The sequence below is a fragment of the Moorena sp. SIO3E8 genome (assembly GCF_010692445.1).
Classification (GTDB): Bacteria; Cyanobacteriota; Cyanobacteriia; order Cyanobacteriales; family Coleofasciculaceae; genus Moorena; species Moorena bouillonii.
In genome coordinates this window covers 1-13,633 of sequence record NZ_JAAHHM010000155.1, presented here as the reverse complement: position 1 = coordinate 13,633, position 13,633 = coordinate 1, and the positions used below count along the sequence as shown (strand labels likewise).

General features: G+C 43.2%; 14 protein-coding genes and 1 pseudogene. 6 read left to right on the top strand and 9 right to left on the bottom strand.

The window, feature by feature from the left end:
• Positions 1-194 (top strand): annotated as a pseudogene (locus F6K46_RS33630) (hypothetical protein); the annotation flags it as partial.
• Between the two features lie 220 nt (positions 195-414).
• Here the strand turns inward: F6K46_RS33630 and F6K46_RS33625 are convergent.
• The 5 genes from F6K46_RS33625 to F6K46_RS33605 all read right to left on the bottom strand — a co-directional run bounded on the left by F6K46_RS33625 (position 415) and on the right by F6K46_RS33605 (position 5,405).
• Positions 415-1,275, bottom strand: a complete 861-nt coding sequence (locus F6K46_RS33625; RefSeq protein WP_293066278.1) for an alpha/beta hydrolase — start codon at positions 1,273-1,275, stop codon at positions 415-417.
• Between the two features lie 103 nt (positions 1,276-1,378).
• Positions 1,379-1,741 (bottom strand): DUF5615 family PIN-like protein, encoded by a 363-nt coding sequence (locus F6K46_RS33620; protein ID WP_293066281.1) that lies wholly within the window; start codon positions 1,739-1,741, stop codon positions 1,379-1,381.
• Positions 1,716-2,069: a DUF433 domain-containing protein gene (locus tag F6K46_RS33615; protein ID WP_293066284.1), complete on the bottom strand. Its 354-nt coding sequence runs from the start codon at positions 2,067-2,069 to the stop codon at positions 1,716-1,718. The genes F6K46_RS33620 and F6K46_RS33615 overlap by 26 nt, the downstream gene beginning before the upstream one ends.
• A gap of 55 nt (positions 2,070-2,124) precedes the next feature.
• Entirely contained in the window at positions 2,125-3,828 is a 1,704-nt protein-coding gene (locus F6K46_RS33610) for an ABC-ATPase domain-containing protein (protein WP_293066286.1), read from the bottom strand.
• 389 nt (positions 3,829-4,217) lie between these two features.
• Complete coding sequence (locus F6K46_RS33605) at positions 4,218-5,405, bottom strand: hypothetical protein (protein WP_293066288.1); 1,188 nt, start codon at positions 5,403-5,405, stop codon at positions 4,218-4,220.
• A gap of 412 nt (positions 5,406-5,817) precedes the next feature.
• Here F6K46_RS33605 and F6K46_RS33600 point away from each other — a divergent pair, with 412 nt between their 5' ends.
• A complete protein-coding gene (locus tag F6K46_RS33600) occupies positions 5,818-6,294 on the top strand; it encodes a M67 family metallopeptidase (RefSeq protein ID WP_075896373.1) in 477 nt (158 codons plus the stop codon).
• A gap of 34 nt (positions 6,295-6,328) precedes the next feature.
• Entirely contained in the window at positions 6,329-7,501 is a 1,173-nt protein-coding gene (gene moeB / locus F6K46_RS33595; RefSeq protein ID WP_293066289.1) for a molybdopterin-synthase adenylyltransferase MoeB, read from the top strand.
• 213 nt (positions 7,502-7,714) lie between these two features.
• Here moeB and F6K46_RS33590 read toward each other — a convergent pair whose 3' ends face one another.
• The 3 genes from F6K46_RS33590 to F6K46_RS33580 all read right to left on the bottom strand — a co-directional run bounded on the left by F6K46_RS33590 (position 7,715) and on the right by F6K46_RS33580 (position 10,341).
• Positions 7,715-8,299 carry a DJ-1/PfpI family protein gene (locus tag F6K46_RS33590; protein WP_293066300.1) on the bottom strand — a complete coding sequence of 195 codons (585 nt, stop codon included), beginning with the start codon at positions 8,297-8,299 and terminating at the stop codon, positions 7,715-7,717.
• Positions 8,300-8,487: 188 nt separating this feature from the next.
• Positions 8,488-9,348, bottom strand: coding sequence for an Rpn family recombination-promoting nuclease/putative transposase (locus tag F6K46_RS33585; RefSeq protein ID WP_293066291.1), 861 nt, complete (start codon positions 9,346-9,348; stop codon positions 8,488-8,490).
• 207 nt (positions 9,349-9,555) lie between these two features.
• On the bottom strand, positions 9,556-10,341 hold the full coding sequence (locus tag F6K46_RS33580; protein ID WP_293066293.1) for a DUF4351 domain-containing protein: 786 nt from the start codon (positions 10,339-10,341) through the stop codon (positions 9,556-9,558).
• Positions 10,342-10,390: 49 nt separating this feature from the next.
• Here F6K46_RS33580 and F6K46_RS33575 point away from each other — a divergent pair, with 49 nt between their 5' ends.
• Complete coding sequence (locus tag F6K46_RS33575; protein WP_269086954.1) at positions 10,391-10,513, top strand: hypothetical protein; 123 nt, start codon at positions 10,391-10,393, stop codon at positions 10,511-10,513.
• Positions 10,514-10,571: 58 nt separating this feature from the next.
• On the opposite strand, the gene F6K46_RS33570 is transcribed toward F6K46_RS33575, so the two are convergent.
• Complete coding sequence (locus F6K46_RS33570; protein ID WP_075897109.1) at positions 10,572-11,558, bottom strand: Rpn family recombination-promoting nuclease/putative transposase; 987 nt, start codon at positions 11,556-11,558, stop codon at positions 10,572-10,574.
• A 162-nt stretch (positions 11,559-11,720) separates the two neighbouring features.
• On the opposite strand from F6K46_RS33570, the gene F6K46_RS33565 reads away from it, so the two are divergent.
• A complete protein-coding gene (locus F6K46_RS33565) occupies positions 11,721-13,217 on the top strand; it encodes an ATP-dependent DNA helicase RecQ (protein ID WP_293066296.1) in 1,497 nt (498 codons plus the stop codon).
• A 172-nt stretch (positions 13,218-13,389) separates the two neighbouring features.
• Positions 13,390-13,633: hypothetical protein (locus F6K46_RS33560; RefSeq protein ID WP_293117797.1), on the top strand; the 244-nt coding region annotated here is incomplete at its 3' end.

Here is a 13,633-nt window from a genome sequence, read left to right as displayed (position 1 = left end):
AAGAATCTGGACGTAGGGAGCGGAGGCATAGCAGTTTTTACGTTGGTTTGTATGGTCAAACCTGGATGAATTTTAAGGATGTTTGTCTAAAATTAGTAACCGAATTAATGAAATTAAATCCTAATAAGCGATGCAGCGCGGTCTTGGGGGAAACCCCAAGACCGCGCTGCATCGCTAATCCACCGATAATGTAACCGGCACCAACAACTAAACCACCAAAGATTAACCAGATAATGTTTCCTAAAAGGCTCATGACTCTCCTTTATTAATCCCCTTGGTACTACTTAATTATACCAGCTAAATTGGGTGAATTACTTTTTCCTAGGGAGTAGGGAGTAGGGAGTAGGGAGTGGGGGTAATAAAATTTAATGGTCTAATCCTGAACCATCAGAGCAAAAAGATCAGAGCAACAAGTCATCCCTCACACTCAGATGGCTTTTGCTGTTGCTCTTCCAAAAATACCTCTACAGCCCGATTAAACTCTTCCGGCTCTACTAAAAATGGCCAATGATTGCCAGGAACTTGACGAATAGTTAAATTTTTTAGATAAGTTTTATAAGGTTTTAGCTGCCCATCCGAGCGATTAAGACCCTTTTCTGGTACTATCAATACCGTAGGAATATCAATGATTTCCGTGAGTCCTGCCACGCGCATCACGTCTTCAAAAATCTCATTTCTGGCCTGAACCACAAATTTACTGCCCCAACTGCCATCAGGTTTAGGTTCAATGCTGACTTGAAAGACATTTTGCTGAAAGGGACTCCAACCCCGGTATTGTTTTAATTGTTTAGCTTGTGCTTCCGCTTGCTCATAACTGACAAAGGGGCCCATAGCTTTTACAAAAGGCAACACACGGAAGAGTAGGGGAAACAGAACCTTAAACCACATCGGAATTTTGCCGATGAAAAAGGGATCCACCAAAATTAGGCTGCGCAATCGGGATGGATTTTGCTTAGCCCAGATTGGAACTAATTTACCAGTCCAGGAGTGACCGAGGATATGAGCACTAGACCATGCTAGGTGATCCATTAACGCTTCTAAATCGGCGATGTGATCATCAAAGGTATAGCCTTGATCCGGCTTGCTACTTTCCCCATGACCGCGCAGATCTGGAGCAACGATATGATAGTTTGGGGCAAGGTAATCCCCTAGGCTAGACCACACTAGGCCATGGTCCGCTAAGCCATGTAAGAGTAACAAGGGAGTTTGGCCTTGGTTCCATTCTAGGTAAGACAGTTGGATGTCTGGTAAGTCTAAGGTTTGACGTATGGGCATGATGGGATGATTGCGCTTAAGCCATGGTACTGTGATCTTGCATTAATTTTAGGGGGCTAGGGTGCAAAACGTTATCTTAATCAACCCACGCTATCTAATCAGTTTATATCATTGTCAAATGAACAATTTGGTCTTGGTATTCATTTTCAAATGATGCCTCAGCTATAAAGATTAGCTGTTGAATAGTTTCACCGATATTCAACTTTGGACTTAGAATAAAAATTCCTGGTACATGTCTACCTTCAGTTAGGTGATCTGCTAAGTGTACAGGCATTGACTTGCGGTTATTGGTTACCAATACAAAGTCATAGTCCTCACACCAGCATAGAATTTCTGGGTCTTGTGTACCTTTTGGTGGAGTGGCTGGATCTCCAACAGCTCTAACAACTAAATCAGGTGCTTGCCGACGTAGTTGAATCTGATAGACTGGATTTACATTTTCATCCAGCAGATAATTCAGACTCATAGGTTTTATTCTTGGCTTCTTGTTCCGCTTTTAATTTTCGTAATCTAACTATGCCTGGAGGAGGGTTGAGTTCTTGAGCTTTGTGTTGCTGATGACTCCATTCCAGCCAGTCAGAAATATATTGGCTGACAACTTCTTTGTTGTTTAAGTAGTAAAGAATTGTGGCATAAACTTGATCCAAGGTAATGGTGTAAAAACAGTTAAGAATTTCTTCTGGAGTACGATTACGATAAATGTACTCATACAGCACATTTTCAATGCCCACTCGCGTTCCTTTGATGCGAATATCATCAGGAGCAATAAAATCAAAATAGTCTTCTATTTTCATTATTTCAAGAATTGATAATTGATAATTTTAAAAGCACTGTTGATCCCGATTACCCTCAAAGCACTGACAGGGTTCGCAATCGATTCAGCGCTGCTGCTAATTCCAAGGGGCGGAATTGGACTAAATCCCCTTCAGGAAGGAACGTTAGTACATCCAATCCTTCTTCTTCAATATCTTTCATAACCAGATCCAAAATTTCGGATAGGGTCAATCGTTCATCGATATACTTCTCTTTAGCATAAACAAGAGCTTTGGAAATTCCTCTTAACTGACCTACTTCTACAATCTGCTCAACAGCAGATAAATCAATATTTTCTGTGCCAAACCCTACTTCATCTACATCTCGGACTTTCAATTTTACGGCTTTGCGTCCACGACTGGGGTCAATCCCATCGGCTAATGGTACCCGTGGGGTAATAGTGCCAAAGTGTTTCCCGCCTTCAGCGGTGCGTTCGGTAAAGTATTTTTCGGCAATTAACTGAGCCTTTTCGGTGACATCCTGGGGTTGGAAGTTTTCCATGGCAATGACGGTATCGGCTACATCAAAGTAATCTCCACTGCCTCCCATGACTAATATAGTAGAAACACCATACTCGGTATAGAGCTGTTGGACTTTATCAATAAATGGTGTAATCGGTTCTTTATCTTTAGCAATCAGCTCCTGCATACGGCGATCGCGAATCATAAAGTTAGTTGCTGCTGTGTCTTCGTCTACCAACAGTAACTTGGTACCGGCCTCAAGTGCTTCGATAATATTTGCGGCCTGGGAGGTGCTACCACTAGCATTGGTGGTGGAAAATTTTTCAGTAGAGCGACCTTGAGGTAATTGATTAATAAATGGGGAAATATCTACACCAGAAATCCCCCGACCATCTTCAGCACGAATCTTGACAGCGGTGGGATTGGTGACTACTAATTCCCGTCCATCTCCAGGAATATGATTGTAAACTCCTAATTCAATGGCTTTGAGCACTGTGGATTTGCCATGATAGCCACCTCCTACAATCAAGGTGATCCCTTCTGGGATTCCCATACCGGTAATTAATCCTCGATTGGGACAAGTGAATGCTACTTGAAGTGTCTGGGGAGATTGAAATGCGATCGCATCCTCTTGTAATGGTTTGTCATCCACCCCACTCGACCGTGGCAAAATGGCACCGTTAGGAATAAAAGCAACTAATTCACGGCTTGCCAGCTGTTGACGCAGCCAATCGGCATCTTCCACTGTTTCTACATGATGCTTAATAGCAGCTGGATCGAGGACTTCATACTTAATGGATTGGTCTATAATATCAGGGATATCTTGGCATAGCATTTCTGCGGCCTGACGCCCAGAAATCCGACGACCACGAGCTGGTAATCCTACCACAAACCGGATTTCTACCCCTTCATCACTCACCAAAGCGGAGGTGCGCTCCAGTACTGATTGCCCGACACGGGTAATGGCAATCAAGCCACTATTCCCGGTACCCCGCCGACAGCTCATTTCCCGAGCTACCCAATCAAATGAGCGAGTTAGATAATCCTCTAGGGCGATGGCTCGGCTGTCAGTGCGATACAGCTCACTGGGGAAACCAGCCACTGACTGGGGTAAGTAAACGCGCACTTGGCTAGGAGAGGCAAAGGGGTCTCCCTGAACCCTGTCAATGACTAGAGTGAAATCTGGAAACTGATAGCTACCCTTGATATCTCTGTAGGATTTGTAGCTGCGATCATCGAGTTGTAGGAGTAACGACTCCAATTGATTGCTAGTGGCCATAATTGCAAGCAGAAAATTGCTTGTTAATTGTCAATGGTTACTATACCAAAGGGAACAGGGAACAGGGAACAGGGAGTAGGGAAAAGGGAACAAAAATTCTCACAATTCCTACACGGATTAGTATAGCCAATTGTCAATTAACAAGGGATTGATGACTTTTGAGTGTTGACTACCCTTATGACTATTGAGTAATGACTTAAGCTATCAGCTATCAGCTAATGCGCTACTTCACAGGCTAGAAGCCTGTGCCACCCAGGCTACTTGAGGTGCTTTTGAATAAAACAGCTAACCATTTGTTTAATCTTAGTGAAGTCACAGGCTGGAAGCCTGTGCCACGAAGCTGACCGCTGACCGCTGACCGCTGACCGCTGAATGCTGACCGCTTAAGTTTACTGACTTGACTGCTCTGATAGATTAACTAGACTTAATTCTTGCAGTGATTTTTCCAGAGCAGCGGTTTCCCAATAGAGCTTAATTGCTCCATGAAAGTTAGGATTTACTGTAATATCATCTATAGTATAGACGTTAACAAATCCAAATTGAATTGCTTTGATTACAGCCTTTCTGGGAATCAATTCAACATATTTTTTCAAGTAACCAGCACTTAGATTCAGCGATACATCAATGCGATGATAATTACCGACATTCACAAACCCAAACATCTTAATATCAATTTCAGATTGTTCATGGAAAACGGCTTGTTGTAGGGTTAAAGCACCAGCTTCAATCAGTTCTTCTATTTGACCGGCGTCTGCCAAGTTTTGCCTAAATAATCCCAGCAGCTTCCCTAAGGTAGCCTCATCTTGATCCTTAAGTACTACTTCTAAGTCTATTCCCAGCTTCTCTTCATTCACAGAGTTTTTGATCAATGCGATCGCACCTTCTCTGAACCCCTGGTCTTGTGGTGGCGTATTCTGGTTGAACAGTAAGCTAGGTTGATCACTGCTTTGCTCACTTCTATCATATCTATCAATTAAGCCAAACTTAAGTAATAGTTTGTCAATACCTAAAATTTGCTTTTGGGCAGCTTGCCATAGCACTGTTCTGAGGTTAGTCCGAAATTCCCCGATTGGATTTAATAACCACCAAGCTTTACGAGACAGAGACTTTTTAGAGAGATGATTACCCTTATTCCATTGATTTTTCAGCTCCTGATCGCTAAGGTAACGGGACTGAAACGGTAAGGAAGAGTCAGGAATAGAGATTAGTAGTTTCCCGGCCTCATAGGTTAAGCCAGGGGTAAAAATTTTATCTATTTTAATTTCAATCTCATGGAGTTGGAAGATACTGGTGGGTTGACCGAGGATGCTTATTTGAAAATATTGGAGAAATTCCCCTACTGCCTCCATTTGTTGTAAGGCTAATTTTTTGACTGACTTAAAGGGAATATTTTTACCGATTTTTACAGATATCTTGTAAACCTGTTCCAATGGTATAATGTTGCTAATCGAAATTTTTCGACGTTGCAATGACTCTATTACTTCCAGGTCATGGTGTTTAAAAATATTGGCAGCATTCTCATGAAAAAAAAATCGATATTCTTCGTTGTTTGCTGTTATAGTGCGGTTAGGAGTCATATCAAACCCTGGTGCCTTAACGACTTGTTAATTGAAAGTTGACGATTGAGACTGGTGACTTGAGACTTGTTAATTTAAATTTGACCAACCCCGAAGACTAATACGTATTACAACCGACAATATTTTACCTATAGCATTTCTACAGATATCATGAAGAATCTTGCTGATTTTTGATAAAACCAAAAACTATTCCAAGCTCTTGACTACTGTTCCCTGTTCCCTGTTCCCTGTTCCCTTTTTCGATCAATCCTATGTTCACAACTCAAATACAAACGCGCTTATTACAAGTGATATTATAATTGATAATTTGATAATTGATAATTTTTGGTTAACGGTTGACAGTTGACGGTAATATACACTCAACTGTGAACAAAAAAGAGTTGCATCAAGACATGGTGATAGTTAAATCGGTATGGGCTTAAAACTGGACACTGAGCATCAACTGGCAATTCAAAACCACGCAGAGAGCACCTATCCTGAAGAGTGCTGCGGTTTACTATTGGGTAAGCACCGGGGTGAGGTGAAAACTCTGGTTGAAGTATTACCCACACCGAACAACTGGGATAGTGAAGCAGCTGATGCCTATGCTACGGTTGAGGGCAAACCTCAGGGAGATTATAGCAGACAGCGCCGATTTAGCATTGCACCTGAGGTGCTACTGCGGGCACAAAAAGACGCACGCGATCGCAATCTGGATATAATCGGGATCTATCATTCTCATCCGGATCACCCAGCGGTACCTTCAGAATTTGATCGTGCGATCGCTTGGCAGCAATACTCGTATATTATTGTTGCCGTTGAGGAAGGTAAAGCCTGTGACTTCAGAAGTTGGAGCCTGGATGAACACCACCAGTTCCAGCCAGAAGAAACTATCATTATCAAAGGTTAAGTCCTGAGTCTTACCGCTTCAAACCCAACATGCCATGTTAAATCCCAATCTAGATGAAATCCAATTAAGTAAAGACGAATACGAACGTTACTCCCGACACCTGATTTTGCCCGAAGTTGGGTTAGATGGACAAAAACGCCTCAAAGCTGCCAGTGTCCTATGTGTAGGTAGTGGTGGATTAGGTTCACCCCTATTGCTCTATCTTGCTGCTGCTGGAATTGGAAACCTAGGTCTAGTAGATTTCGATGTTGTAGATAGTTCTAACCTTCAACGTCAGGTAATTCACGGGACGTCGTGGGTAGGTAAACCCAAAATTCAGTCGGCCAAAGAGCGGATTCTAGAAATCAACCCTCACTGTCAGGTAGACCTCTACGAAACCCTGCTGAATTCCGAGAATGCCTTGGAAATCATGGCACCCTATGATATTATCGTTGATGGTACGGACAACTTTCCCACCCGTTACCTAGTCAATGATGCCTGTGTACTTCTGAATAAGCCAAATGTGTATGGCTCTATTTTCCGGTTTGAGGGACAGGCGACAGTGTTTAATTACGAAGGTGGTCCCAACTACCGCGACTTGTTCCCTGAGCCCCCACCACCAGGAATGGTACCTTCCTGTGCAGAAGGAGGGGTTTTGGGCATTCTGCCAGGAATTATTGGCGTGATTCAAGCAACGGAAACGGTCAAAATTATTTTAGGCCAGGGGGATACCCTCAGTGGACGTTTGTTGCTGTACAACTCTTTAAATATGACCTTCCGGGAATTGAAACTGGGACTCAATCCAGAACGACCGGTGATTGAGAAGTTGATTGACTATCAACAATTCTGTGGCATTCCCCAAGCTAAAGAAGAGGAAGCCAAACGCCAGATGGATATCAAAGAGATGAATGTCCAGGAGCTCAAGGAACTCATCGATAGTGGTGCGGATGATTTTGTTTTGATTGATGTCCGCAATCCCCATGAGTATGACATTGCTAAGATTTCTGGCTCAGTTCTAGTGCCATTACCGGATATTGAACAGGGTTCTGGTGTAGAAAAAGTCAAGGAGCTGGTTAATGGTCATCGCTTGATTGCCCATTGTAAGAAGGGAGGTCGCTCAGCTAAAGCCTTGGGAATTTTGAAAGAGGCTGGTATTGAAGGGATTAATGTTAAAGGGGGTATTACCGCCTGGAGTCAGGAAATTGATTCATCAGTACCGCAATATTAACAACAGAAGTATAGTTTAGGACATAGTTTTTGGTTTCAAGGGAACAGGAATCCCCCCTAACCCCCCTTAGTAAGGGGGGTTAGGGAACAGAAATATGTCTTAACCTTTACAAGGTATAGTTCAGCACTGATCTCAAAGTTGCTCCCTGCTCCCTACTCCCTGCTCCCTACTCCCTAAAACCCAGGAATTTATACCTTACCCCATTGAAAACTGCTATGAATGCTCGATGCGAGTACCCAAAACTTTGAGAAATTCTGCTAGCCACCGGGGATGAGCAGGCCAAGCGGGAGCTGTTACTAAATTACCGTCTACTATTGCTTCATCTACTGGAATGTCAGCATAGGTTCCACCAGCACGGGTAACATCGGGACCACAGGCTGGATAAGCGGAACATTTTTTACCTTGGATTACATCTGCTGCTGCCAACAATTGAGCACCATGACAAATTGCTGCGATTGGTTTGTTGGCTTGGGCAAAGTGCTGCACGATTTTGATCACATCTTGATTCAGGCGAATATATTCTGGTGCTCGCCCCCCTGGAATCACTAGGGCGTCATAATCTTCAGGATTGATCCCATCAAAGGTGGCATTGAGGGTGAAGTTGTGACCAGGCTTCTCAGTGTAAGTCTGGTCTCCTTCAAAGTCATGAACCGCTGTGCGAACAATGTCCCCAGCTTTTTTGTCAGGACAGACAGCATCAACGGTATGTCCTACCATCTGCAACCCTTGGAAGGGAACCATCACTTCGTAGTCTTCTACAAAGTCACCTACGAGCATTAAGATTTGCTTTCCGGCCATGTTATAACTCCTGTGGTTTGAATCGGAATTCCTCTTGAGCAATCCTAATCTATCAAGGTTCTGAGGTTGTTTGCGTAGCGTGGCCTTTTGGCCAAGGTTGTCTGTCAGAATGAAGAATGTAGAATGAAGAATGCAAAATGTAGAATCTATAATTCTTAATTCTTCATTCTTCATTCAAAAATTGGGATTTATTTCTCCAACCAAACTGCTAAATCCGTTGCGGTATTAAAATCCAACAACGCTTCACTCAATTCCTCTAATCGAGTAATCGATAATCCCTCAATCTGTTGTTGGAGCACAGGGTCAAGTAAACCTAACCTCAGGGTTAGTTGACGGATCACAATTAATACCGCTTCCTCCTGCTTTCCTCGGTCGAGTCCCTGCTGGAGTCCCTGCTGGAGTCCTTTTTGGACTCCCTTTTGGATAATATCTTGATAGGTGACTGATTCTTCCATAACTTCCTCTAATAACAATCGACGGACTAAATCTTTGTCAAACCGTAAACCAGCCAGTACATCCACACAGGCCGCTAGGTTTCCCCGTAATGGTTTTTCTTCAATTTTATCCACTTGGGCAACCACTTGCTCTAACAATCGATTCGGGCTATTACTCCTAGCTAGAGTTGCCAAGGGTAACAGAGCTCGATTGGCTAACAGTGGTTGAGGGTCTTGCTCCCACAGACGAATTACTCGATAACGATGCCAGGTGTTAGTATCCCTAAACTCATTAGTAAATACCATCTGTGAGGTCGTAGATTTTAGGAAAATCACGACCTGGTCAATGGGACATCGGTATTTACGTTGTAATCTGACCCAATAGTCTAACATCCGAAATGGTAGTGGTGGCTCGGATTGGGGTAGGGTTTGAAATTCTATGTGCAGAATTTGGTTAGTACTTTGGAGTAGACTCAGAGCATCAGCTTGAATTGGTTCAGAACTTAATTCGGTTTTAAGTACCTGAATATCGCGAGGTTCTTCACCCAATAGCCAATGAAAAAACTCCGATGGGTATTCTTCGGCTAAGTATTTACAAATATTATCGTAAGCCAAGGCAAATTGTTCAAAGTTAACACTATCTCAGATAGTGTAGTGAATCTGAACTAGAAAATTGATCGCACCTGGATCTTGTTTATTGAGTCAAGTTATGCTACCCGAGCAATTCTGATTGAGATAAGATCTAAAAAAGACCTGATTATATCAGGTCTTTTCAAAATCATCTTCCCACCAAAAATCCTGGTGAAAACTAACAGTTCAATGTCAGCTGTGCTCCAACCAAACCCCTAAATCCGTTGCGGTCTTAAAATCCAACAACGCTTCACTCAATTCCTCCAATCGAGTAATCGATAATCCCTCAATCTGCTGTTGGAGCACAGGGTCAAGTAAACCTAACCTCAGGGTTAGCTGACGTATCACAAGCAATAGGGCTTCCTCCTGCTTTCCTCGGTCGATTCCCTGCTGGAGTCCCTTTTGGACTCCCTTTTGGATAATATCTTGATAGGTGACTGATTCTTCCATAATTTCCTCCCTCAATAATCGACGAACTAAACCTTGATCAAACCGTAAACCAGCCAGTACATCCACACAAGCTGCTAGGTTTCCCCGTAATGGTTTTTCTTCAATTTTATCCACTTGGGCAACCACTTGCTCTAACAATCGATTAGGGCTATTACTCCTAGCTAAAGTTGCCAAGGGTAACAGCGCTCGATTGGCTAACAGCGGTTGAGGGTCTTGCTCCCACAAGCGAATTACTCGATAACGGTGCCAGGTGTTAGTATGCCTAAACTCGTTAGTAAATACCAGATCTGAGGTCGTAGATTTTAGGAAAATCACGACCTGGTCAATGGGACATCGGTATTTACGTTGTAGTCTGACCCAGTAGTCTAACATCCGAAATGGTAGTGGTGGCTGGGATTGGGGTAGGGTTTGAAATTCTAGGTGCAGAATTTGGTTAGTACTTTGCAGTAGACTCAGAGCATCAGCGTGAATTGGTTCAGCACTTAATTCGGTTTTAAGTACCTGAATATCGCGAGGTTCTTCACCCAATAGCCAATGAAAAAACTCCGATGGGTATTCTTCGGCTAAGTATTTAGCGATGCAGCGCGGTCTTGGGGGTTTCCCCCATGAGCGACTGCATCAAGACACAGATATTATCGTAAGCCAAGGCAAATTGTTCAAAGTTAACACTATCTCAGATAGTGTAGTGAATCTGAACTAGAAAATTGATCGCACCTGGATCTTGTTTATTGAGTCAAGTTATGATACATTACTAGCTTTTAATTAGAGTTCTGTTGGAGCCAGTTGAGTAAGTCTTCCCTGGTCTGGAAATCCCAGATGGCTTCTGATAAACGGTCTAGGTCTTGATTCGTCAAAGCTTCGATTAATGCCATGATATTACTGCTTAGTTTGCCAAAACGGCGCTCAAGCTGTCGCAATATTACCCTTTTTTCCCCTTGTACTCGTCCCTGTATTATTCCCTGTTCTATTCCCTGTATTATTCCCTGTTCTATTCCCTGTATTATTCCCTGTTCTATTCCTTCCCGTTGAGCTAGACTCAATGCACCTCGCGTGTCCTCCAAGACCATCTCCTGCTTGCGGAGTTTTTCCAATTCTGACACACTCAACCCCGCTTGATTCGCTATAGTTAAGGCTTTTTCTAGCTGTGGGATTTCCCTGAGATTGTCAGGAATAATTTCTAAGCTGGGTGCTTCTTTGATAAAATATATCCACTTATCTATCACACTTTCTAACTCTTCCAGCTGCTTAGTGAATTTGGGAAGTTCCACAAACACCATCGCTAATTCATTTTCCTGATAAGGCAAGTGCTCTTCTTTTTCTTGAAAGTAAAAACAGCTAATTACTTTTTCGGTTGATGGGAATAACTTAAAATCCGTGATGGTTAACGCAATGACTGGATTGAGATCGAAATATCCCTGTCCCGACTTTAGTTGATTCCCATAGGTTTTGCACAAGTTATAGACCACTCGCTTCTCGAAAGCCTCCACATTCCAGATTTGCATTTCAATCAGCACAGTTGTTCGATCCTCTAATACTGCCTTAACATCGAGATAAACATCCACATAAGTGTCTTCTAACTCCACTACATCCCCGGCACTATAGGGGTCAAGGATTTCTAAATCCTGGATTACCGACTCCCCGGAGTAGATCATGGCATTGAGGAAGGAAATCAGAATATCCTTACTTTGATCTGAGCCAAAGATTTTCTTGAAAGCAAAGTCAGTTTTGGGACTAATGAATCTCATGGTTTTCGCAGTTTATGAGCTAGAGTGGTTAGTCAATGTCTTTACTAAGAAATTTTACGGACATCGTTTCAGTAATCATCCTAGCAAAATCCGTTGATATTCTGGTGTATAACCGGTCAGCATTTCTCTAAGCTTAAAAGGAATCAACGGAAGAAAAGCAGGATGATTGTTCAAAATACTAGTAATAATACTAATACTAATCAATCCAGTAATCATCAATGGGATGATGTTCGTGCAGCCTTGAAACGATTCTGGGGCTACGAGGATTTTCGACCTCCCCAAGGTGAGATTATTCGGATGATTTTAGAACAACGGGATGCTTTAATTGTTTTGCCTACTGGTGGTGGTAAGTCGATTTGTTTTCAACTACCAGCTTTACTACAAACTGGATTAACATTAGTGATTTCTCCACTGGTAGCATTGATGGAAAATCAGGTGCAGGAATTGCGCGATCGCAAATTACCTGCTGCTCTGTTACATAGTGAATTACCTCGCTACCAACGGCAACAAACCCTTCAAGCTCTAGAAAAGCAGCAACTGCGATTGCTCTACTTATCCCCAGAAACCCTACTCAGTGCAGCAGTGTGGAAACGATTGTGTCAGCCACAGCTTCAGATTAATGGATTGATTTTAGATGAAGCCCATTGTTTGGTTCAATGGGGTGATACCTTTAGACCTGCTTATCGCCGTTTGGGTGCAGTAAGACCAGCACTGCTTAAGTGTAAGCCCAAGGGAACAAAAATTGCGATCGCATCCTTTACTGCTACCGCTGACCCCAAGGCTCAACAAACCATCCGCAAAGTCTTGCAACTGCGACAACCCCAAACATTTTTAATTAGCCCCTATCGAGAGAATCTTAACCTCCAGGTCCAAACCGTCTGGACTCCCAAAGGACGTCGCCAACGAGTATTGAACTATATTAAAGCCAGACCTAAACAAGCTGGGTTAGTCTATGTCCGTTCCCGAAAAGATAGTGAAGTGTTAGCGCAATGGTTTACTTCCTTGGGGTATTCCACCGCAGCTTACCACGCTGGCTTGGGTGCTCAGGAGCGTCGGAAAATTGAAGCCAGCTGGATTAGTGGTGAGACCCAATTTGTGGTATGTACCTGTGCCTTTGGTATGGGGATTAATAAGCCAGATGTACGCTGGGTGGTGCATTTCCAAGCACCTTTACTCTTATCGGAATATATTCAGGAAGTAGGTCGTGGGGGCAGGGATGGTAAACCAGCGGATGCTTTGACCTTAGTCAGTGAACCAACGGGATGGTTCAATCCAGAGGATAAGCAACGACAAGAATTTTTTGCCCATCAAATGCGATCGCAATACCAACAAGCTCAACAGTTAGCAAAGCAATTACCAGCCCAGGGAGAAGTAGCCAAAGTAGCCAAAGAGTTTCCCAATGGTGCCATAGCTTTAGCACTCCTCGATAGTGCTGGTCAACTAGAATGGATTGATCCATTCCATTACCGACAACACCGGTCTCGAAAATCTTCCTCCCTAGCACAGGTTAGTACTATCCAACAGCAAGCCCAGTCTCAGATGAATCAATACCTGAAAACTCGCCAGTGTCGTTGGCAATTTTTACTACAGGCATTTGGTTTTACTCAAGAAGCGGTTGGCTTTAGATGCGATCGCTGTGATAATTGTTTATCCCATTGATCAATTGGATTAGCTACTTCGTCTTAGGTTTTAGGGAGTAGGGAGTAGGGAGTCGGGAGTCGGGAGTCGGGAGTCGGGAGTCGGGAGTCGGGAGTCGGGAAAAAAATTATCACAATTCATTGACGATTAGTATATTTTTTTTTCGGATATATTTCCATTTTTTTTCGATTTCATGTTTCCGTGGATCTCGATAAAATTACTCCTCAAAAAAACGCGATGTTCTGAAATAAACCCTACGGGATTCCATTTTAAAATTTCCCCTCTGTTCCCGATTCCCGATTCCCGATTCCCGATTCCCGATTCCCGATTCCCGATTCCCGATTCCCGATTCCCGATTCCCGATTCCCGATTCCCGATTTCCGATTCCCGATTCCCGATTCCAGATTCCCGATTCCCGATTCCCGATTCCCGATTCC

Excerpts from the sequence above, each read along its gene's own strand:
- F6K46_RS33625 (WP_293066278.1), bottom strand. The coding sequence starts at position 1,275 with ATGCCCATACGTCAAACCTTAGACTTACCAGACATCCAACTGTCTTAC.
- F6K46_RS33620 (WP_293066281.1), bottom strand. The coding sequence starts at position 1,741 with ATGAGTCTGAATTATCTGCTGGATGAAAATGTAAATCCAGTCTATCAG.
- F6K46_RS33615 (WP_293066284.1), bottom strand. The coding sequence starts at position 2,069 with ATGAAAATAGAAGACTATTTTGATTTTATTGCTCCTGATGATATTCGC.
- F6K46_RS33610 (WP_293066286.1), bottom strand. The coding sequence starts at position 3,828 with ATGGCCACTAGCAATCAATTGGAGTCGTTACTCCTACAACTCGATGAT.
- F6K46_RS33605 (WP_293066288.1), bottom strand. The coding sequence starts at position 5,405 with ATGACTCCTAACCGCACTATAACAGCAAACAACGAAGAATATCGATTT.
- F6K46_RS33600 (WP_075896373.1), top strand. The coding sequence starts at position 5,818 with ATGGGCTTAAAACTGGACACTGAGCATCAACTGGCAATTCAAAACCAC.
- moeB (WP_293066289.1), top strand. The coding sequence starts at position 6,329 with ATGTTAAATCCCAATCTAGATGAAATCCAATTAAGTAAAGACGAATAC.
- F6K46_RS33590 (WP_293066300.1), bottom strand. The coding sequence starts at position 8,299 with ATGGCCGGAAAGCAAATCTTAATGCTCGTAGGTGACTTTGTAGAAGAC.
- F6K46_RS33575 (WP_269086954.1), top strand. The coding sequence starts at position 10,391 with ATGCAGCGCGGTCTTGGGGGTTTCCCCCATGAGCGACTGCATCAAGAC.
- F6K46_RS33570 (WP_075897109.1), bottom strand. The coding sequence starts at position 11,558 with ATGAGATTCATTAGTCCCAAAACTGACTTTGCTTTCAAGAAAATCTTT.
- F6K46_RS33565 (WP_293066296.1), top strand. The coding sequence starts at position 11,721 with ATGATTGTTCAAAATACTAGTAATAATACTAATACTAATCAATCCAGT.